We start from the raw sequence: 19,392 nt of genomic DNA on the forward strand, positions 1-19,392 counted from the left end.
TTGAAAACCCGCCTGATGGCGGGTTTTTTATGCCTGACGCTCAGACGGGATGATGAATCAGCGGATCTGTCTGAGGTGCGGTGGGAGGGATGAGATATGATGTTGTATCAAGCTCTGCCCGTTCAGCTATCGCCCAGAGATCGCCGGTTGCCGCTGGCAACACAAAACCAGCAGATGTCAGCGCGTCATCGGGTAATGATGTACTTTCCCTGTGCGATGCGTCCTCCACAAGCCCCTGATCCAGTCCGAGGTCGGCCAGCGTTAAGGTCTTCGCCGATAGCATGGCGTCAGACGTGCCGGTATTGAACGTCAGCGACGTTTCATTGGCGATGGCCCATTCGCCGCTATCGGGATCGTTGAAATAGATGCCCGCCTCTAAGCGATGCTCGCCGTCGGCAATGCCCGCCAGCTCGCCTGCCGGAATGGCCACTTTCCAGTGACCGCTGCTGTCAGTGGTGGTCTCCCAGCGTAAATTATCCAGGGTAACTACAACCTGTTGACCGGTCCAAAAATAAAGGCTGGTGCCGCTGAGCACCTGTACGCTGTCCACTTCGCTCTGGTCGATAATGTCGTCGCCCAGCGGGTTTATCAGCATTTGCGGGGTATAGGCTCTGCTACCTTCATCCTCGGTAAATTCCAGATTTCGGGCAGTAACCACATTGTGTTGCCCCGCCTCGCCCAGCGTGACGCGAACGATTTGTGCATCATAGCTGTCCAGCGCCTGCATATCTTCGGCGGGGATCGTCAGGCTCCAGCGTGGATTAGTGTCATCGCCCGTCAGCGTGGTTTGATAGTGCTTGCTATGGAACTCTATGTTTACGCGCGTGCCCAGCGGCGCGACGCTGGCGTCCAGCACACCGCCGCTAAGGGTCAAACCCTTGTCATAAACCTCGAAAGAGGTGATCAGATTTTGTCCGTCTACCGTATCCAGAGTAGCGCCAAATAGCGGCGCGTCGGTATCGGTATTCAGCGTCAGGGTGCTGGTGTCGCTTAGCTCGCCCCACTGTACCTTTATCGGAACCTCGCCATCGGGCAGGGCGCGAATATCCTGATCCGGGATCCAGACCATCCAGCTACCGTTGGTTACCTGTGCGCTATAGCTTTTGCCGTTTAACGTCAGGTTAATATCGCTCCAGTCGTTGCCGGTAAAAGTACCGGTAATCAGATAATCTGGTCGGATATCGTCGGTACGGATAATGACATCATCGCCCCAAACTGCATCAAGCCGCACATAAGGGCCGTCAGGTGGCACCGCCGGATCGAGATTAATGTAAACCGTATCGTCAGCGCTGTCGCCGTTGGCGTTGTTCCGCACCGTGGCTTCAAAAATAACGCCGCCGGTACGTAGCTCAGGGACTTTATCTGCCGGGATCGTGACCTGCCATTGACCCTGATGTACTTCCCCGGTCCAGGCCCAGTCGCCCAGCTGTAGCCAGACTTCACTGCCGTCGGAGATGTTGGTAGCACTGCCGCTGACCACCAGGCCGCTCAGTTGGTCAAGCGTCAGACGGCTATAATCTTCCAGCGAATCAATCGTCAGGGAGGCAACGTTTTCTGTGGCGTTGCCCGGTTCGATAGTGACCCAGTGCTCGCCAGTCAGCGGGCCGCCGTTGGGGGTTGAACCCGGAACCGTGACTTCTATGCGTAGCGCACCCGCCGGTAAATTTTTCAAATCATCGGCAGAGAGAGAAACGCGCCATTCGCCCGTTTGATCAACAATACCGAAAAAGGCGTTATTGCCCAGCGCATCGGGGAAGCGTAACTCAACCAATTGTCCGGCTGGCACATTTAAACTATCCCCGGTGATGGTCAGCTCCGTCTGTTTTTCGCGTGCGTTGATGATGTCATCGCCGGAGACAGGATTAATCACCACTCTGGTTTCGCTGCCGGTATCGATGCCGCTAAAATAGATGGTTTTGCTGAGTTCAGCGGTTTCGCCCTGTGCATTGGTGATGCTCAGTACCAGCGGTATCTCACCAGTTGGCTGTGATAACAGATCGCCAGGGGCAACCGGCAAACGCCAGTCGCCATTTTCATCTATCCGCGCCTGATAGCGCAGATCGCCAAAGGTGATATTCAGGTAGCTGCCAGCCGCGACGTTAGTGACATGACCGGACAGCACTTCTGTTAGCAGCGCCCACTGGATGTCATCGGCGTCAAAGTTGTTGTAAGGCACATCGAGCGTGATATACGGCATGGTTAATGATTCACCGACGGTAAATTCGCGTACCGTGGTGGCGGTTTCGCGTAGATCTTTTACCCAGGCGATCAGCGTGGCAGGGCCATTATTCAGCTCCGCCAGATCGCTGGCCGGGATCTCCGCCTGCCAGTGATTATTTTTTACCGTTGCGGCATAGATATCGTCTCCGAGCTGTACCCAAACCTCTTTACCGCTGGCTACATTGGCGGTGGTGCCGCTGACGATCAGACTGCTTTGCTGCTCAATTGCCGTCAGCAGATCATCGCCAGTGATACTGTTGACGTTAATCTCTGCCGCATACGAGGTACCTTTTTCGTTGGTTACGGTAAAGGTGCGCTCGTCGCTGCTGTAGCTGTCGCCATAAATACTCGGTGCGCTAACAGTAAGGGTATGCTCGCCGGGCGTCAGGTCTTTCATCATTTCTGGCGTGAGCACGCTGCTCCATGCGCCGTTGGCATCTACCGGCACTTGCCAGCTTTTTCCCTCCAGCGTGATGGTCACCATCTCGCCTTCCGCTACCCGCTCCGTCAGGCCGGAGATCACCTGGCCGTGCATCTTTTCCCGTCCGATCAGTTCATCATTCCCGGCAATAGGGCTAATGGCGATACCCGCCGCGCGGCCATCTAACATATCAACAACCGACACCTTACGGATTTGCTCGGTGGCGTAGCCCTGGTTGTTGGTCACGCTGACCACCAGATCGTGAGTGACGCTGGGATCAACATTAATCAGGTTGGTAATCGTTGAGGGCGACAGGGGAATACGCCATTCGCCATTTTTATCCACCAGACCCTGATAAGTCTGGCCGTTAAGGGTAACCTGAACGTAATTGCCGCTTTCTACATTGCGCGCGGTGCCAGAGAGATTGGCGAAGGCGTAATAGTCAGCGGGGGAGGTGGCAGAGAAGCCGTCTTCAAACAGAGGATTAATAGTAAGGCAGGGTTTTTTGCTCATGATTATCGTCTCGTATGCAGGGTTGAGGAGGAACGAGCGATATCAGATATAATCAAGCATCTGCCAGCAAGCACGCTTTTTTGCTGGCATAAACGTCTGATATAACGGCTTAAGTCAAAAAATAATTCCGTTGATAATCACAAGGGTCACTCTGCACTGGTTGTTTTTTAATCAGAAAAGTGACCGCACTTTATTTATCACTGGAACCACTGACGCAGCGCGATTATCAGAATTGCCTCAGCATGATGGTCAGAGCACATATTTTGCCGCCTGACGAGTAAACCAGGCTTCCGGCACGTTGTAAGGCTTTTCGCGCAGCTGCGCCATGCCTTGTTCTATTGTCACCTTCGCCTGCTGCCAAAGCGTGGCGTCACCCTGCTGTAGCAAGCCGATCTGCACCTGTTTTTCCACCAGATAAATGCGTGCGAAATCGGGGTCGTACTGCACGATAGCGCGCGTGTTATCAATGATATCTGCCAGCTTAATGGTTTGTGCGTCCGGCGCGGCGTCGGCAGTATGACGAAAATGCGCCACTTTACGCGCTGCCCGATTTTTTGCCTGCGGCTGGCTGCTGTCGGTCAACATGCCGACCAGCGTAGCGACCTCAGCGCCAAATTGCCGTTCAATATCCGCAAGCGTAGTGCCGGTATCTTCCACAGTGTCATGCAGCCAGGCGGCGGCCAGCATATGTTCATTATCCGTAACGCTGCGCACCAGCTCTACTACCGCCGCTGGATGAACAATATAGGGTTCATCGGTATATTTGCGGCGTTGTCCGGCTGCGGCGTGCACTTCGGTGGCATAGCGTCTTGCCTGTTCTTCCAGTGATTGCATCTTACCCTCCTGGCCTGGTTTAAATATCGCTTGCAATTATGTAGTGTACTATTTAACTTGTCACGCATGAGTAAACATCAAGATGACAAAAAAGCTTCGGGTGCGCTACTGTCGCTGGATAGCCAGCTCTGTTTTGCGCTCTATTCCGCCAATCTGGCGATGCACAAGCTTTACCGGCAGCTGCTGACGCAGCTTGATATTACCTATCCACAATATCTGGTGATGCTGGTGCTATGGGAGCGGGATGATATTACGGTTTCCGACATTGGCGAGCGCCTGTTTCTGGATTCCGCCACGCTGACGCCGCTGCTAAAAAGGCTGGAAGCGGCAGGGCTGGTACTGCGCCAGCGTTCGAGACAGGATGAACGCCAGGTGGTGGTCACCTTAACCGAAGCGGGGCGGGCGCTGCGCGCAAAAGCATTAAGCATTCCTGAAGCGGTAGTCTGTGCTGCGGAGTGTGATGTCGCGACGCTACAGGATATGAAAGCACAGTTGAACAGGCTGCGCGATAGTCTCATCCGTTAGCCGTCTACTTTTCAGCCACTGACAACGGTAGTGGAAGCAACTAAGATCTATAATGCCGGGCTTATTAAATAGCTCGCGATTTAATAGCGAATAAACCAACCAGAGGGTTATCTATGTCATTAGAAAAAGTCGTTTATCAGGCAAAAGCAAAGGCAACGGGCGGACGTGACGGTCGCGCTACCTCTTCTGACGGCGTGCTGGACGTAAAACTGGGCGTACCCAAAGAGATGGGCGGCGCAGGCGGCGAAGCGACTAACCCGGAACAGCTGTTTGCGGCAGGTTACTCCGCCTGTTTCCTCGGCGCGATGAAGTTTGTGGCCGCGCGCGATAAAATCAATATGCCGAAAGAGGCTTTTATCGAAGGCGAAGTAGGTATTGGCCCGTTGCCGACCGGTTTTGGTATTGAAGTCACGCTGAATATCCATCTGCCGGGTATGGATCAGGCAGAAGCGCAAAAGCTGGTGGACGCCGCGCATATCGTTTGCCCTTACTCGAATGCGACCCGCAATAACATCGATGTCACTCTAAATATCATCAACTAATACAGCCTGGCGAACGCCACTTTTTGCGCGTTCGCTCTTTTATTTGCCGCTAATTCCCGTCTATTAAGGGTGTGCTTTCTGGTTACGATAGCGAAATTTCGCTGATCCTGTCGGCTAATTGTGGTTAACTGGCAGCGCTTCACCGGAAAAGGTTCCTTTTTCCGTTCAGAATCCTCTTGTTCATCACACAAAATGAATATTGCGATTACCGGTAAGAACTCTGGCGCAACGAAGCGGTCTGAAGAATGCTCGTAAAGTAACTGCTACGCCGGGAATATAGAAGGTCGAATGAATTATATAAAATCACTTACTCAGCAAAAACTCTCTCTTTTGCTGTCACTCTACATTGGTATTTTACTGAATCTCCCCATATTTTATCGTCGGTTTGATCCTTTCCTCAGCAAGTCTACTTTTTCTGACTGGCTGTCAGCGGCGGCAGAAGTCGTTGCTATCGTTTTGCTCACTTTCTTCCTGATGCGTTTGCTGTCGCTGGGCGGAAAACTTTTTTACCGTATCCTGGCTACCATGCTGGTGCTGTTTTCCGTGGCCGCCGGTTACTATATGGCCTTTTTTAATGTGGTGATTGGCTACGGTATCATCGCTTCGGTGATGACCACCGATACCGATCTCTCTAAAGAAGTGGTGGGCTATCAGTTTGTTCTGTGGATGGTGCTGGTCAGCGCGTTACCGCTGCTGATGATCTGGCGTAACCGGCTGCGCCTGACATTAATCGAACAGCTTAAAACGCCCGGTCAGCGGATCAGGCCGATAGCGATTATGCTGCTGGCGGTCGCGCTGGTCTGGCTGCCGATTCGCTATTTTGACAAGCTGCAAAAAGCCAACGAAGAGATCACTAACATCGATCTGCCCAGCTATGGCGGCGTGGTGGCGCACTCTTATTTACCCTCTAACTGGCTGTCGGCGCTGGGTCTGTTTGCCTGGACGCGCATCGACGAAACCGTTGACGGGCAAGAGCTGCTCGATCCGGCGAAAAAATTCACCTACGTGGCCCCGCCCGGTATTGATGATACTTACGTGGTGTTTGTGATTGGCGAAACCACCCGCTGGGATCACATGGGGCTGCTGGGCTATGAGCGCGACACCACCCCTAAGCTTTCCCATGAAAAAAATCTGGTGGCTTTTCGCGGTGAGTCCTGCGATACCGCTACCAAGCTCTCGCTGCGCTGCATGTTTGTTCGTGAAGGCGGCACCATGGATAACCCTGGTCGGACGCTGAAAGAAGAGAATATCTTCGCCGTATTGAAATCGCTGGGCTTCAGTTCAGAGCTGTTCGCCATGCAGAGCGAAGTCTGGTTTTACGATAATACCCATGTCGATAACTTCGCTTTTCGCGAGCAGATTGGCTCAGAACCGCGTAACCAGGGCAAGGCAGTGGACGATATGCTGCTGATCCCGGAGCTGAAAGCCTCGCTCGATCGTCATCCCAACGGCAAACATCTGGTGGTGCTGCATACCAAAGGTTCGCACTATCTCTATTCGCAGCGCTATCCGCGTAGCTACGCACGCTATACGCCAGAATGTATGGGCGTGGATGAGGAGTGCAGCAAAGCCCAGCTAATTAACGCCTTTGATAATTCTGTGCTTTATACCGATACCGTGCTGGACAGCGTTTATGATCAGCTGCGTGATAAGAAAGCGATTGTGTTTTACGCTTCCGATCACGGGGAGTCGATCAGCGACAATATGCATCTGCATGGTACGCCGCGCGAGATGGCACCGCCGGAGCAGTTCCGCGTACCAATGATTGTCTGGGCCTCTGATAAATATCTGGCCGATGCGCACAATAAGCAGGCTTTTGAACGTTTGCAGGCACAGCAGCGCATTGGGAAAACCCATCGTCACGTTGAGTTCTTCGATACCATTCTTGGCTGTCTGGGTTATACCTCGCCGGATGGCGGGATCAAGGCGGCGAATAACTGGTGTCAGGCTCCTGCGACCGTAACGAGCAGCAAAAGTTAACCCGCAGGGCGCACCCCGCCTGAGTGAATGCTTTTCATGCAGTTGATGCGCGCTGCATGAAAAAGTCATTGACGCCTGACGGCGACCTCAGTAAGATGCGCCCCCATCGGCGAGTAGCGCAGCCTGGTAGCGCAACACGTTCGGGACGTGTGGGTCGGAGGTTCAAATCCTCTCTCGCCGACCAAATTCCCAGCCCCAGTCAGCAATGACTGGGGTTTTTGCGTTTCAGGGCAGCGATCTTTATAAGACCTGGCTCAAAACCACGGCTTTTTTTTCCCCGTCACGTTTCTGGTTTCCTCGCTCTGCGATAACGCCTTTTTGTGTTCTGAAAAAGGATTTCAATGAGCAGGAAATATCATGACCCCATGGTGCTGCATCCCAATCGCCTGTTTACATCAGTTGGAACCTGCGGCACCAATCAACCCAGTGAAGTGAAAAAGCTACAGCGTATGGTGATGAATGCCGGTTACCGGCTCGCCACTGGACGCAGGCTGGCTATTGATGGCGTTTGCGGCCAGCAGACTTTAGAAGCGATCCGCTGGTATCAGCGCCTGCTGAATCTTTCACCTTCCGGATTGGTTACGCCTGTTTCCATCTACTTTATGGATGCGTTAAAAGCGATGTCGCCCGATAACCAGCCGCATCATCCAGGCGGTTTACTGCGGGTGAGTCAGGGACAGTTCACCTTTGATAACGAAGGGCTGGACTACAGCACCGCAACGGTGCCTTACCGGGCGACGCCAACCCCCTGGTTTTCACGTGTGCTGCACTGGCCGGGAGGCTTTTCTGGTGTCACGTTAGGGCGGGGGTTTGATATGAAGCTACGTAGCGCAGGGGAAATCTACAGCATATTGCGTCAGGCTGGCCTGGAAGAGCATAAGGCGGTGATCTGTTCCCGCGCGGCGGGCCTGAGCGGCAGGGCGGCGCAGCAGTTTGTCACGGTGTTTGGCCCAATGGTTGGAGAAATTACCCATCAGCAGCAGATTCAGCTGTTTGAGATCGCCGGGCATACAAAGATTGATTATGCCCGCGGCGTTTATCTCAGGCATTCGACAAATGTCACACCGCGCTTATCCTGGGAGCGGATAGATAAGAAAATAAAGGACATATTTATTGATACTCTTTACCAGGGTAATAAAAATGCCAAAGTTATGGCAAAATTAATCGCGCAGGGAAGCAGCAGAGAAAAAATAATTCAGCATCTTAAAGACAATAACTATTATCAAATGGATGCAAGAAACCGGGCCAGGGTAGAATATTTAAAATGAAAAAATCATGTGTTTTAATTTTTCAGCTGTTTTTTATATCCATCGCTTATGGTTCAAGTATGCTAGATGGCAATATGCTAAAGCCCTGTTTTCGTCCAGATGAGGACAGCCTCGAATGCATTATTACTATTACGGAAAGATCGGAAAGCGCTTTAAATCTGGCTTACAATAAAAAGCTTAAGGAAATAAAAACGGCAGATGAAATGCGCTGGTGGCTAGGCAGTAAACTACAAAAAACGCGAATGGCCAATAATTTTATCATCAGTCAGCGGCTATGGCTGGATTACAGGAAGAGCTACTGCGAAACCATTGCCGCCCCTGAAGAAAACACGCATGCTTATGGTGAGGCGCAGGCACGTTGCCAGATTAATATGAATCAGCGTCGAATTGATGAAATCAACATGCTTTATCATCCGGAATTAGAGAACCGATAGTTTTATGCCATTTCCCGGACCATTATCTAAAGTTATGACGCGCGCTCAGGCCATAACTTCCTCTTTTGCCCCTCAGGCGCCACCAGCGCAGGAAAACCAGCATTAATCGCGCTTTTATCCTTTCGCTCACCGTCACATCTGGCTTCTGTGCTTAATTCGCTCTACGCATAACTTATGGCCGAAGATTGCATATTGCCGTTTTCTTGTGCCGATATCGCAGCATTTTTAGCTAGCTCTTTGACTGAACAGCTCGCTAATCGTTCAGTTATGCAGCGTTCAACGATAAATTTTAATCGTTTTTTTGCGGTTAAACCTACTGGCTGGCGCATTTTTCACCCGACGTTTATAGGGTTAAACGGCTTTGCAATAAACTTTCCAACTGGTTTTGTTATCGGATGGTTTTTTTTATGTTTGCTTGCTGTTTCTCACACTCTGTGTAAATACCTCATATCTGTATTGACGTTCTTTCATTCTGTTGACAAATTGATGTTTCACTGGAGTAAGGGAAGCAGATTCTTCTGATAGATTTCATGCTATCAGAACCACCCGCCACCCCTTATCTCCTGTTGCCTTCGGCAACTCGCACCGGCCGCACAAAAAAAACACAGGCCGGGCATACGCGCACAACACACATCACATATTGGAGCATAAGCATGAGTATTTCCTTGGCTAAATCAGGGGTGCTAAAGGTCGGCCTGAGCCTGATGGCGATGACGGTTGCCGTTAGCGTTCAGGCAAAGACTCTGGTTTATTGTTCAGAAGGATCGCCAGAAGGTTTTAACCCGCAGCTGTTCACCTCCGGTACCACTTATGATGCCAGCTCCCGCCAGGTTTATAACCGTCTGGTGGAGTTCACTATCGGTACTACCGAGCTGCATCCGGCGCTGGCCGAAAAGTGGGACATTAGCGAAGATGGCAAAACCTATACTTTCCACCTGCGTAAAGGCGTGAAGTGGCACACCACTAAAGATTTCAAACCCACCCGCGATTTTAATGCAGATGACGTGATATTCACCTTTGAGCGTCAGCTTGATAAAAACAACAAATATCACGGCGTCTCTGGCGGTAACTACGAATACTTCGAAGGCATGGACATGCCCAACCTGATCAGCAAAGTTGAGAAGGTTGATGACTATACCGTGCGCTTTACGCTGACCCGTCAGGAAGCACCTTTCCTGGCCGACCTTGGGATGGATTTCGCCTCTATTCTCTCAGCAGAATATGCTGACAAGATGATGCAGGTGGGTACGCCGGAAAAAGTCGACCTCAATCCTGTTGGTACCGGCCCGTTCCAGCTGCTGCAGTATCAAAAAGACTCACGCATCCTGTACAAAGCCAACGCCGAATACTGGGGCACCAGGCCGAAAGTCGATCGTTTAGTGTTTTCTATTACGCCGGATGCTTCGGTGCGCTACGCCAAACTGCAAAAAGGCGAGTGCCATGTTATGCCTTACCCGAACCCGGCGGATATTGCCCGCATGAAGCAGGATAAGAACATCAACCTGATGGAGCAGCCAGGTCTGAACGTTGGCTATCTCTCGTTTAACGTCGAGAAAAAACCGCTGGATAACCTGAAAGTGCGTCAGGCGTTGACCATGGCGGTAAACAAAAACGCAATCATTGAGGCCGTTTATCAGGGTGCCGGTCAGCCAGCGAAAAACCTGATCCCGCCGACCATGTGGGGCTATAACGATGCGGTGCAGGATTACTCCTACGATCCGGTTAAAGCCAAAGCGCTGCTGAAAGAAGCGGGCATGGCCGATGGTTTTGCTATCGACCTGTGGGCGATGCCGGTCCAGCGTCCTTACAACCCGAACGCGCGCCGTATGGCTGAAATGATCCAGTCCGACTGGGCGAAAATCGGCGTGAAAGCCAAAATCGTGACCTATGAGTGGGGCGAATATCTGAAGCGCGCCAAAGATGGTGAGCACCAGACGGTGATGATGGGCTGGACCGGCGACAACGGGGATCCAGATAACTTCTTCGCCACGCTGTTCAGCTGCGCGGCGGCAAAAGATGGTTCTAACTACTCGCGCTGGTGCGATAAGTCGTTTGAGGACCTGATTCAGCCAGCCCGCGCCACGGACGATCATGAAAAGCGTATTCAGCTTTACAAGCAGGCTCAGGTGGTAATGCACGATCAGGCGCCTGCGCTGATTATCGCCCACTCCACGGTCTATGAGCCGGTAAGTAAAAAAGTGTCCAACTACGTGGTAGATCCACTGGGCGGCCACTACTTCGTAAACGTCGATATCGCTGAATAATCTACCGGGCCGGCAGCGTCTGGCCCGATAAATTACGTTGCTGTCGCTGCCGGTGATTTTACGGGTCGCGATGGCCCGACGGCGATGTCTGCGGGCTGAAGCGTTTTCATCCTCTTTCCCGGACGAAAAAAATGGCTAAGGCGCAATCTATTGCGTCGCGGCTGGCTTCACGCCAGCGCAGGATGTGAGCAAAAACCCGCCCTAAGCGGTGGGATAAAAATAGAGAAACCGGATTATGCTGCAGTTCATATTCCGACGTTTGGGTCTGGTGATCCCAACGTTTATCGGTATTACCCTGTTAACGTTCGCTTTTGTACACTTGATCCCCGGCGATCCGGTACTGATCATGGCCGGCGAACGCGGGATCTCCCCTGAACGTCACGCACAGCTTATGGCCCAACTGGGGCTGGATCAGCCGCTGTGGAAACAATATCTCACCTACATCAATGGCGTGCTGCACGGCGACCTCGGCATCTCCCTGAAAAGCCGTACGCCGGTATGGGATGAATTTGTGCCGCGCTTCAAGGCTACGCTGGAGCTGGGCATTTGCGCCATGCTGTTTGCCGTCGCTATTGGTATCCCGGTTGGCGTGCTGGCAGCGGTAAAACGCGGCTCCATATTCGACCATACCGCTGTGGGCATCTCGCTGACCGGCTATTCGATGCCGATTTTTTGGTGGGGCATCATGCTGATTATGCTGGTATCGGTGCAGCTTGACCTGACGCCGGTATCAGGACGATTAGGCGATGCGGTGTTCCTGGATGATACGCAGCCGCTGACCGGCTTTGTTCTGATCGATACGTTGATTTGGGGCGAGCCGGGCGATTTCCATGACGCGGTGATGCATATGATCCTGCCCGCTATCGTGCTGGGCACCATCCCGCTTGCGGTAATTGTACGCATGACTCGCTCATCAATGCTGGAAGTGCTGGGCGAAGATTATATTCGTACCGCCCGCGCCAAAGGGCTGACGCGGATGCGGGTAATTATCGTCCACGCGCTGCGCAACGCGATGCTGCCGGTGGTTACCGTTATCGGCCTGCAAATCGGTACGCTGCTGGCGGGCGCGATCCTGACCGAGACTATCTTCTCCTGGCCGGGCCTGGGGCGCTGGCTGATTGAGGCCTTACAGCGCCGCGATTATCCGGTGGTGCAGGGCGGCGTATTGATGGTCGCCACGCTAATTATTCTGGTTAACCTGCTGGTTGATCTGCTCTATGGCGTGGTAAATCCGCGCATTCGACATAAAAAATAAGGGGGCGCTATGTCTGTTGTAAATCCGGGCGGCGTCAGCGCTGCACCCGTGCCGATGACCCCTTTTCAGGAGTTCTGGCACTATTTTAAACGCAATAAGGGCGCGGTCGTCGGCCTGGTCTATATCGTGATTATGGTGACACTTGCGGTATTTGCCGATCTGCTGGCGCCGCACGGTCCGGCGGAGCAGTTCCGCGATGCGCTGTTACATCCGCCGGTATGGCAGGAAGGCGGCAGCTGGCAATACATTCTCGGTACTGATGACGTGGGCCGCGATGTACTGTCGCGCCTGATGTACGGCGCGCGGCTGTCGCTGCTGGTGGGCTGTCTGGTGGTGCTGCTGTCGCTGATCCTTGGGGTGATCCTCGGTCTGCTGGCGGGCTACGTTGGCGGAGCGGTGGATGCCACCATTATGCGTCTGGTCGATATTATGCTGGCGCTGCCAAGTCTGCTGCTGGCGCTGGTGCTGGTGGCGATTTTCGGCCCGTCGATTGTTAACGCTTCGCTGGCGCTGACCTTTGTTGCGCTGCCGCACTATATTCGCCTGACCCGCGCTGCGGTGCTGGTGGAAATCAACCGCGACTATGTCACCGCTTCCCGCGTAGCCGGGGCCGGTGCCATTCGTCAGATGTTCATTAACATTCTGCCTAACTGCCTGGCGCCGCTGATTGTGCAGGCGTCGCTGGGCTTCTCCAACGCGATCCTGGATATGGCCGCGCTGGGCTTTCTCGGTATGGGCGCGCAGCCGCCGACGCCGGAGTGGGGCACCATGCTCTCCGACGTTCTGCAGTATGCGCAGAGTGCCTGGTGGGTGGTCACCTTTCCTGGACTGGTGATCCTGCTGACGGTGCTGGCATTTAACCTGATGGGCGATGGCTTGCGTGATGCGCTCGACCCGAAACTCAAGCAGTAAAGAGGCACCGAGATGGCATTATTAAATATAGAAAAATTGTCGGTGCATTTCGGCGAAGAGAAAGCACCGTTCCGTGCGGTTGACCGCATTAGTTACCAGGTTGAACAGGGCCAGGTTGTGGGTATCGTAGGGGAATCCGGCTCCGGCAAATCGGTCAGCTCGCTGGCGATTATGGGGCTGATCGATTATCCCGGCCGCGTAATGGCGGATAAGCTGGAATTCAACCAGCGCGACCTGAAGCGCATCTCTGAAAAAGAGCGGCGTCAACTGGTGGGGTCGGAAGTGGCGATGATTTTCCAGGATCCGATGACCAGCCTGAACCCGTGCTATACCGTCGGCTATCAGATTATGGAAGCGATAAAAGTTCACCAGGGCGGCAACCGTCGTACCCGGCGACAACGCGCTATCGATCTGTTGAATCAGGTCGGTATCCCCGATCCAGAATCGCGGCTGGACGTCTATCCGCACCAGCTTTCCGGCGGTATGAGCCAGCGCGTAATGATCGCTATGGCTATCGCCTGTCGGCCACGTCTGCTGATTGCCGATGAGCCAACGACCGCGCTTGACGTTACCATTCAGGCGCAGATTATTGAGCTGCTGCTGGAGCTGCAAAAGCAGGAGAACATGGCGCTGATCCTGATTACGCACGATCTGGCGCTGGTGGCGGAAGCCGCGCAGCACATTATTGTGATGTATGCCGGACAGGTGGTGGAAACGGGCAAGGCGAGCGATATTTTCAAAGCGCCGCGTCATCCTTATACCCAGGCGCTGTTGCGCGCGCTGCCGGAATTTGCGGCCGATAAAGCACGTCTGGCTTCGCTGCCGGGCGTGGTGCCGGGCAAATACGATCGGCCCAGCGGCTGCCTGCTGAACCCGCGCTGCCCTTATGCCACCGACCATTGCCGTGTGGAAGAACCTGAACTGCGTGATATTCCGGGGCGTCAGTCCAAGTGTCACTATCCGCTGGATGATGCCGGGAGACCAACCTATGCGTCCTGAAACTCAAGAGCAGCAATACCTGCTGCAGGCTATCGACCTGAAAAAGCACTACCCGGTGAAGAAGGGGCTGTTCGGCGAGCCACGGCTGGTGAAAGCGCTGGACGGCGTTTCCTTTAACCTTGAACGCGGGAAAACGCTGGCGGTGGTGGGCGAGTCAGGCTGTGGCAAATCCACCCTGGGCCGCCTGCTGACAATGATTGAAACGCCGACTGAAGGGCAACTGTTCTGGCATGGGCAGGATCTGCTGAAGCACGATCCGCAGGCGCAGTCGCTGCGTCGGCAAAAAATCCAGATTGTGTTTCAAAACCCGTACGGCTCGCTGAACCCGCGTAAGAAAGTGAGCCAGATACTGGAAGAGCCGCTGCTGATCAATACGTCACTCAGTAAAGCGGAACGCCGGGAAAAAACGCTGGAAATGATGGCCAAGGTGGGGCTAAAGACCGAACATTATGACCGCTATCCGCATATGTTTTCCGGCGGGCAGCGTCAGCGTATCGCTATTGCACGCGGCCTGATGCTGGATCCTGATGTGCTGATCGCCGACGAACCGGTCTCGGCGCTGGATGTTTCGGTGCGCGCGCAGGTGCTGAACCTGATGATGGATTTGCAGCAGGAGATGGGGCTCTCTTACGTCTTTATTTCGCATGATTTATCGGTAGTGGAACATATTGCCGATGAGGTGATGGTGATGTATCTGGGTCGCTGCGTGGAGAAAGGCACCAAAGAGGCAATTTTCACCAATCCGCGTCATCCTTATACGCAGGCGCTGCTTTCCGCGACGCCGCGTCTGAATCCGGACGACCGCCGCGAACGTATCAAGCTGACCGGCGAGCTGCCCAGCCCGCTGAGCCCGCCGCCCGGCTGCGCCTTTAACGCGCGCTGCCGTCGCCGTTTCGGCACCTGCGTCCAGTTACAGCCGCAGTTGAAGCAGTATGGCGATCAGCAGATTGCCTGTTTCGCCGTGGATCAGGATGAGCAGCAGAAAGTGAGTTAAGCTTTAGGCGCGGCGGGCAAGCTTGTATCCGTTCCGCCGCAGCTTTATGACGTGGCCTGAAGTCTACATTCATCTTTAAGCCTGGCAATAGACGATTGGCGGGCTTTTTTAGTTAAGGCAGCAAGATTATCGATTATTCGATACCATATTTCTTCTGTTTAACGAAGTCAGGCTGTTTCCAGTTGGGGCCTTTTTTGATAAGCATCTTATCTCCCCACTCCACAATGCCTGCTTTATGTAGTCTTTCAAATGTTTTCAACAGCTCGCCATTACCTACGACATCAAACCGGTAACGTACAAAAAAATTATCTAATTGAGGATATCCGATCCCTTTTGTTGAACTGGCAAAGAAAGATACCACATCGCTAACGCTCTCTTTTTCAATCATCGTTTTAAAATCAATCATAGTCCTTCCCTCCAGGCTTGCTCCTCTGAAGCTTTAACGGCCTCAGGCGTATATAAAGGCTCATGCCTCTCATTAATTTTGTAGTCTTCTAAGGTAGCTGTATGAGTATTGTTCCAGACTTCTGCCTGATTGCTGGGTATTGCTTCATCTTTAATCCCTAAGTTACGATATCGCTCAAGCTCCCTAATCTCATGGGTATAAAAGCGTTTATCGATATCTGTAGCCTGCAGCTCACCCTTCAGGATTTTCTCCAGTCGTTCAATCATTACTTTATTTGCAGCAGATTCAGCAAACCGCCCTGTATGCAGCTTTACTTCTTCTATTCCTTCACGATCAATGACGGCAGTACGCCAATCCAGATCTTTAATCGGGCCGCCTGCCTTTTCAGTATGAAACTCGCGTCCGCTATGTTTACCTTTAGCATTCGTTTCACCATAAGGATTGCTAAGCACTACATATACAGGCTCTACGCCTGTACCGCTGGCATCGGGGCGCCAGTAGATAAAATCCTGAGGTTCTACAATATCCGCTATTGGCGTCGTGATCACCTGAGCATAGGGTATCGGCTGAATTTCACCGGATAGATGGCGAGGGAAATCAAAAAGTGAGTTTCCATGTATATCACCGGTATGTGAGGGTGATGGCGTATTTACCGGAACGGGATTAATTAATATCGTGCGTGACGGGGAGCCCTTTCCGGCGGGAACGATAATGCGATCCAGCCCTGTTTTTTCATCGCGTTCAACTTTAAGCACCGGTACCGTTTTTGACAGACCGCCATCCCCTGTTTTTAGTAATTTCAGCACAGGATGGTAATGTTCCTCTGCCAGCGAGGCGCGCACCGGTAGCTCCACACTATTAACGCCTGGCTGGAGAGGAGGGTTTGTCCCTGTTAAGGCGTCTAACGGCAGCGAAAGTGCCAGAGGAACTTTGTCGCTACCTTTGCCAGCATTTGCTGGCCAGAGCCCTGCAATAATAACGGCTGCACTTAGGCTGGATGAACTAAGCAACGCTGCGGCACCCTGAAGCCACGCGCTTTGCAGGCTTTTAACTAACTGAGGCGCTTTGAAAAGCTGATTAATGTAGTAACTGCCCCCGATAGTGATTTCTTTAGCTATGGTGGTTGCCGTGGCGGAGGAACCAATCCATGTGCCGTAGCCCGCAATAGTAAATTCTATGGTACCTGGCAGGCCGCCCAGAATAAGGGCATTAGAAGCAGGCATTGCCGCTTCTATTTTGGCCATTGCTTCAGCGGCCGTTTTCGCTTTGGCTTCCGCCTGCGCTCTGGCTTTTGCTTCAGCGGCAGCTTTCGCTTTAGCTTCCGCCTGTGCTCTGGCTTTTGCTTCAGCGGCAGCTTTCGCTTTAGCTTCCGCCCTGGCTTTTGCTTCAGTGGTGCCTTTGGCTGTCGCCGCCTGGTTTTCAGCAGCCTGACGCTGTCGCACTTTTTCTGCTGTAATTACGCAAGTCATAGCAATATACAGGGGTGCCTGCTTACTGCCCGGTGGAAAACAGGCAATAAAATCATGTGTATTACTACCAACCGTCGCCCCGGCTGGGCGCAATTTTCCACTCTTGACTGATGTTTTCCAGGGGAGTTTCTGCTCTTTTACTCCTTTGGCCGGAAAGCTGAGGTAGAACTCCAGAAAGTTAAATTCCCCAGGCATCATGCCGCAGAAAAAAGCCGTCGAACCGCCATACTTTGTGGCTCTTACCGGGATTAGCGGTATATGAAATAAGCTTTTTTTGTCCCGACGGCGGCAAGGTGCTGTTTCCCGCCATGTACTTCATCCAGAATGCGCATATTAACGCCTACGCTTTTAGGCAGGGAAGAGCCCGCCGCAGGAAGGGAGGCATCCGTCATCACGCTGGCTGGCACAATAGTAATAACCGGCACTTCCGAATTCCACATTGATGGTTCGGCGTACGCTGGCTCAAATACCCAAAAATCCGCGCTCATCAGGCTATCTCCCTGCGGTGAGGCATAGCCCTGCTTAACCTGAGTAATGGAGGCCAGCGTCTCCTTTCGCATTTGTTGCGGAACATCGATTTGCATGCCATCAACAGCAGGTAACCAACCATTACCGGTAAGCGGATCGAAGCCGGTACTGGTAATCTGATTGAAAATCTCCTCAGGAGATGGCTTGTTTGTTTTCGGCCAGACAATCATAGTATTCCCGCCTATCACGCCATCGGTAGGAATACTATCTTTAGTCAAACCGTCATTTTTGTTGTTTCCCATCATCTACTCCTTGTAAAACAGGGTGAAATGTCACTGTATTTATATACAGGTGATTCCGTCCTAAACTTATTGAATTCCTTTCAATAATTTATTGTGTTTATTTCCATCTGTTGGGTTAGATTTAATTAACAGGATTATCGTTATTGATAATAATTTTTTTAGTTTAACTTTATGAAGTTAAAAGGCGTTGATGTGTTACCTCTTAGCTAATCTGGCGAGATACATATTTCTTCTTTAATATGCATTTCGCTAACTCTTACAAGAAATCTCTCAAATTAAGTTCTTTAGCTTTGATGACCTTTTTATACAAAGCAGACACTATACTTACCAGGCCAGATATCATAATGATAAGAACGTTCTTATGGTCGAACTTAAGACTTCATAAAAGGAAATGGCCGGGGTATAAAAGGTGTAACGCCTACAAATTAATAGATGAATAATAAGGGTTAATATGGAAATTACTGCTGGATTGTTTAAATCAAGGAAGAAACCAGCTGATGAAAATGAAGTGGTGCTGAAAGAAATAATAGCAACACATCATAATTCGCTTTATGAAAGCATTATTTGTCAAAACCTCCTGTCAGGAATTAATAACGTTGAGGTTATTCGCAACTCGTTGCTTACCTCCAGCGATCAGCTGAAAAAAGAGGAGGAAATTATTGAAAAACTTAATGAAAAGAACCTACAGGCACGAAATTTTATTCATGCGCTGTTGGATAAGATGTGCGAGTTTGAAAAGCATGCTGAAAATGGCAATGAGGTCAGTCGGGCGCTACAGGCATCGGTAGAGGATATCAGGGAATGCGTAAGCGATATTAACCGTCTGGCTAACCAAACCGATCTGCTGGCGATCAATTCAGCGATAGAGGCTGCCCGGGTGGGCACCATGGGGCGTGGTTTTACTGTGCTTTCAAAGGAAGTAAAATGCCTTGCGGAAGAGGTAAAAAACCAGTCAGCCAAAATAGAAAAAATTACTAACGATATTAAAAAGTCGGCCGATCAGGTTGCTGATAACTGTACAACCGTAATTAAGGCCCACGTAATTGTTAGACAAGAGGTTAATGAAGCCTGCGAAGCCTTAGAAGAGGTGATCAAACGTTCAACGCGTATGCAATCCGTTATGCGCTTTATTTCCCGGCAACAATTTCTGAATACGGTGAAACTTGATCATATTGTCTGGAAGCAACAGGTCTATTCCCTGCTGTTCAATAAAGATAAGAGAGGCAAAGTTAACACCCATCATGAATGCCGGTTGGGCAAATGGTATTACGAAGGGGAAGGACTTGTGCTGTTTGCCGGAAATGAGAAATTTCGTCAGCTTGAACGGCCTCACGCTGAAGTTCATAACAGTGGACGTGCAGCGTTAACCGCATTTTGCCAGAATGATGTTAAAGCAATGGCCGACTTTCTGGAAAAAATGGAGCAGGCCAGCTCGCAGGTAATCCTGATTATCGATGGCCTGATCGAGCAAATTGCTCCGGGCGATATTGCCTGAGTCTCACGGCCATTAAAAAAGCCCGCATCATTTAGCGTACGCTGACGGTTAACGATCCAGTCAGCGTAGTGAAACGATACGGACTTCTTAT

The 19,392-nt window shown here is 51.8% G+C and carries 16 protein-coding genes and 1 tRNA gene; 12 read left to right on the forward strand and 5 right to left on the reverse strand.

Annotated features, from left to right (window positions below):
• Positions 1 to 40 precede the first annotated feature (40 nt).
• On the reverse strand, positions 41 to 3,154 hold the full coding sequence (locus tag ACQE32_RS11560; RefSeq protein ID WP_427021814.1) for a hypothetical protein: 3,114 nt from the start codon (positions 3,152 to 3,154) through the stop codon (positions 41 to 43).
• Between the two features lie 249 nt (positions 3,155 to 3,403).
• Entirely contained in the window at positions 3,404 to 3,988 is a 585-nt protein-coding gene (locus tag ACQE32_RS11565; protein WP_426973893.1) for an HD domain-containing protein, read from the reverse strand.
• Between the two features lie 66 nt (positions 3,989 to 4,054).
• On the opposite strand from ACQE32_RS11565, the gene ACQE32_RS11570 reads away from it, so the two are divergent.
• The 11 genes from ACQE32_RS11570 to dppF all read left to right on the forward strand — a co-directional run bounded on the left by ACQE32_RS11570 (position 4,055) and on the right by dppF (position 15,161).
• Positions 4,055 to 4,513, forward strand: a complete 459-nt coding sequence (locus ACQE32_RS11570) for a MarR family winged helix-turn-helix transcriptional regulator (protein WP_426973894.1) — start codon at positions 4,055 to 4,057, stop codon at positions 4,511 to 4,513.
• A gap of 113 nt (positions 4,514 to 4,626) precedes the next feature.
• Positions 4,627 to 5,055 (forward strand): organic hydroperoxide resistance protein, encoded by a 429-nt coding sequence (locus ACQE32_RS11575; protein WP_426973895.1) that lies wholly within the window; start codon positions 4,627 to 4,629, stop codon positions 5,053 to 5,055.
• A 288-nt stretch (positions 5,056 to 5,343) separates the two neighbouring features.
• Positions 5,344 to 7,035, forward strand: coding sequence for a kdo(2)-lipid A phosphoethanolamine 7''-transferase (gene eptB / locus ACQE32_RS11580; RefSeq protein WP_426981394.1), 1,692 nt, complete (start codon positions 5,344 to 5,346; stop codon positions 7,033 to 7,035).
• A 107-nt stretch (positions 7,036 to 7,142) separates the two neighbouring features.
• Positions 7,143 to 7,219: transfer RNA gene (locus ACQE32_RS11585), tRNA-Pro, on the forward strand.
• A gap of 157 nt (positions 7,220 to 7,376) precedes the next feature.
• Positions 7,377 to 8,303: a peptidoglycan-binding protein gene (locus ACQE32_RS11590; protein WP_427021815.1), complete on the forward strand. Its 927-nt coding sequence runs from the start codon at positions 7,377 to 7,379 to the stop codon at positions 8,301 to 8,303.
• Complete coding sequence (locus ACQE32_RS11595; protein WP_427021816.1) at positions 8,300 to 8,737, forward strand: lysozyme inhibitor LprI family protein; 438 nt, start codon at positions 8,300 to 8,302, stop codon at positions 8,735 to 8,737. The genes ACQE32_RS11590 and ACQE32_RS11595 overlap by 4 nt, the downstream gene beginning before the upstream one ends.
• A gap of 653 nt (positions 8,738 to 9,390) precedes the next feature.
• Positions 9,391 to 11,001, forward strand: a complete 1,611-nt coding sequence (gene dppA, locus ACQE32_RS11600) for a dipeptide ABC transporter periplasmic-binding protein DppA (RefSeq protein ID WP_427021817.1) — start codon at positions 9,391 to 9,393, stop codon at positions 10,999 to 11,001.
• A 235-nt stretch (positions 11,002 to 11,236) separates the two neighbouring features.
• Entirely contained in the window at positions 11,237 to 12,256 is a 1,020-nt protein-coding gene (gene dppB / locus ACQE32_RS11605) for a dipeptide ABC transporter permease DppB (RefSeq protein WP_085068897.1), read from the forward strand.
• 9 nt (positions 12,257 to 12,265) lie between these two features.
• Positions 12,266 to 13,168: a dipeptide ABC transporter permease DppC gene (dppC, locus tag ACQE32_RS11610; protein ID WP_427021818.1), complete on the forward strand. Its 903-nt coding sequence runs from the start codon at positions 12,266 to 12,268 to the stop codon at positions 13,166 to 13,168.
• A gap of 12 nt (positions 13,169 to 13,180) precedes the next feature.
• On the forward strand, positions 13,181 to 14,167 hold the full coding sequence (gene dppD / locus ACQE32_RS11615; protein ID WP_250651383.1) for a dipeptide ABC transporter ATP-binding protein: 987 nt from the start codon (positions 13,181 to 13,183) through the stop codon (positions 14,165 to 14,167).
• Positions 14,157 to 15,161 carry a dipeptide ABC transporter ATP-binding subunit DppF gene (gene dppF / locus ACQE32_RS11620; RefSeq protein WP_250651384.1) on the forward strand — a complete coding sequence of 335 codons (1,005 nt, stop codon included), beginning with the start codon at positions 14,157 to 14,159 and terminating at the stop codon, positions 15,159 to 15,161. The genes dppD and dppF overlap by 11 nt, the downstream gene beginning before the upstream one ends.
• A gap of 133 nt (positions 15,162 to 15,294) precedes the next feature.
• On the opposite strand, the gene ACQE32_RS11625 is transcribed toward dppF, so the two are convergent.
• Genes ACQE32_RS11625 through ACQE32_RS11635 form a run of 3 tightly spaced genes read right to left on the reverse strand, consistent with a single transcriptional unit; the run spans position 15,295 to position 17,806 of the window.
• Positions 15,295 to 15,567, reverse strand: a complete 273-nt coding sequence (locus ACQE32_RS11625) for a hypothetical protein (RefSeq protein WP_426973901.1) — start codon at positions 15,565 to 15,567, stop codon at positions 15,295 to 15,297.
• Positions 15,564 to 17,294, reverse strand: a complete 1,731-nt coding sequence (locus ACQE32_RS11630) for an S-type pyocin domain-containing protein (RefSeq protein ID WP_427021893.1) — start codon at positions 17,292 to 17,294, stop codon at positions 15,564 to 15,566. Before ACQE32_RS11630 ends, ACQE32_RS11625 begins: the two co-directional genes overlap by 4 nt.
• Entirely contained in the window at positions 17,285 to 17,806 is a 522-nt protein-coding gene (locus tag ACQE32_RS11635; RefSeq protein ID WP_427021819.1) for a colicin-like bacteriocin tRNase domain-containing protein, read from the reverse strand. The genes ACQE32_RS11630 and ACQE32_RS11635 overlap by 10 nt, the downstream gene beginning before the upstream one ends.
• Before the next feature lie 451 nt (positions 17,807 to 18,257).
• Here ACQE32_RS11635 and ACQE32_RS11640 point away from each other — a divergent pair, with 451 nt between their 5' ends.
• The gene (locus ACQE32_RS11640) at positions 18,258 to 19,301 is read left to right on the forward strand and encodes a methyl-accepting chemotaxis protein (protein WP_427021820.1); all 1,044 of its coding nucleotides are present in this window, start codon (positions 18,258 to 18,260) and stop codon (positions 19,299 to 19,301) included.
• Positions 19,302 to 19,392: the final 91 nt, after the last annotated feature.

The organism is Pantoea sp. FN0302, assembly GCF_050113775.1.
Classification (GTDB): Bacteria; Pseudomonadota; Gammaproteobacteria; order Enterobacterales; family Enterobacteriaceae; genus Mixta; species Mixta alhagi.

What these genes read in the sequence shown, in the direction of transcription:
- ACQE32_RS11560 (WP_427021814.1), bottom strand. Translation starts at nt 3,154, where the DNA reads ATGAGCAAAAAACCCTGCCTTACTATTAATCCTCTGTTTGAAGACGGC.
- ACQE32_RS11565 (WP_426973893.1), bottom strand. Translation starts at nt 3,988, where the DNA reads ATGCAATCACTGGAAGAACAGGCAAGACGCTATGCCACCGAAGTGCAC.
- ACQE32_RS11570 (WP_426973894.1), top strand. Translation starts at nt 4,055, where the DNA reads ATGAGTAAACATCAAGATGACAAAAAAGCTTCGGGTGCGCTACTGTCG.
- ACQE32_RS11575 (WP_426973895.1), top strand. Translation starts at nt 4,627, where the DNA reads ATGTCATTAGAAAAAGTCGTTTATCAGGCAAAAGCAAAGGCAACGGGC.
- eptB (WP_426981394.1), top strand. Translation starts at nt 5,344, where the DNA reads ATGAATTATATAAAATCACTTACTCAGCAAAAACTCTCTCTTTTGCTG.
- ACQE32_RS11590 (WP_427021815.1), top strand. Translation starts at nt 7,377, where the DNA reads ATGAGCAGGAAATATCATGACCCCATGGTGCTGCATCCCAATCGCCTG.
- ACQE32_RS11595 (WP_427021816.1), top strand. Translation starts at nt 8,300, where the DNA reads ATGAAAAAATCATGTGTTTTAATTTTTCAGCTGTTTTTTATATCCATC.
- dppA (WP_427021817.1), top strand. Translation starts at nt 9,391, where the DNA reads ATGAGTATTTCCTTGGCTAAATCAGGGGTGCTAAAGGTCGGCCTGAGC.
- dppB (WP_085068897.1), top strand. Translation starts at nt 11,237, where the DNA reads ATGCTGCAGTTCATATTCCGACGTTTGGGTCTGGTGATCCCAACGTTT.
- dppC (WP_427021818.1), top strand. Translation starts at nt 12,266, where the DNA reads ATGTCTGTTGTAAATCCGGGCGGCGTCAGCGCTGCACCCGTGCCGATG.
- dppD (WP_250651383.1), top strand. Translation starts at nt 13,181, where the DNA reads ATGGCATTATTAAATATAGAAAAATTGTCGGTGCATTTCGGCGAAGAG.
- dppF (WP_250651384.1), top strand. Translation starts at nt 14,157, where the DNA reads ATGCGTCCTGAAACTCAAGAGCAGCAATACCTGCTGCAGGCTATCGAC.
- ACQE32_RS11625 (WP_426973901.1), bottom strand. Translation starts at nt 15,567, where the DNA reads ATGATTGATTTTAAAACGATGATTGAAAAAGAGAGCGTTAGCGATGTG.
- ACQE32_RS11635 (WP_427021819.1), bottom strand. Translation starts at nt 17,806, where the DNA reads ATGGGAAACAACAAAAATGACGGTTTGACTAAAGATAGTATTCCTACC.
- ACQE32_RS11640 (WP_427021820.1), top strand. Translation starts at nt 18,258, where the DNA reads ATGGAAATTACTGCTGGATTGTTTAAATCAAGGAAGAAACCAGCTGAT.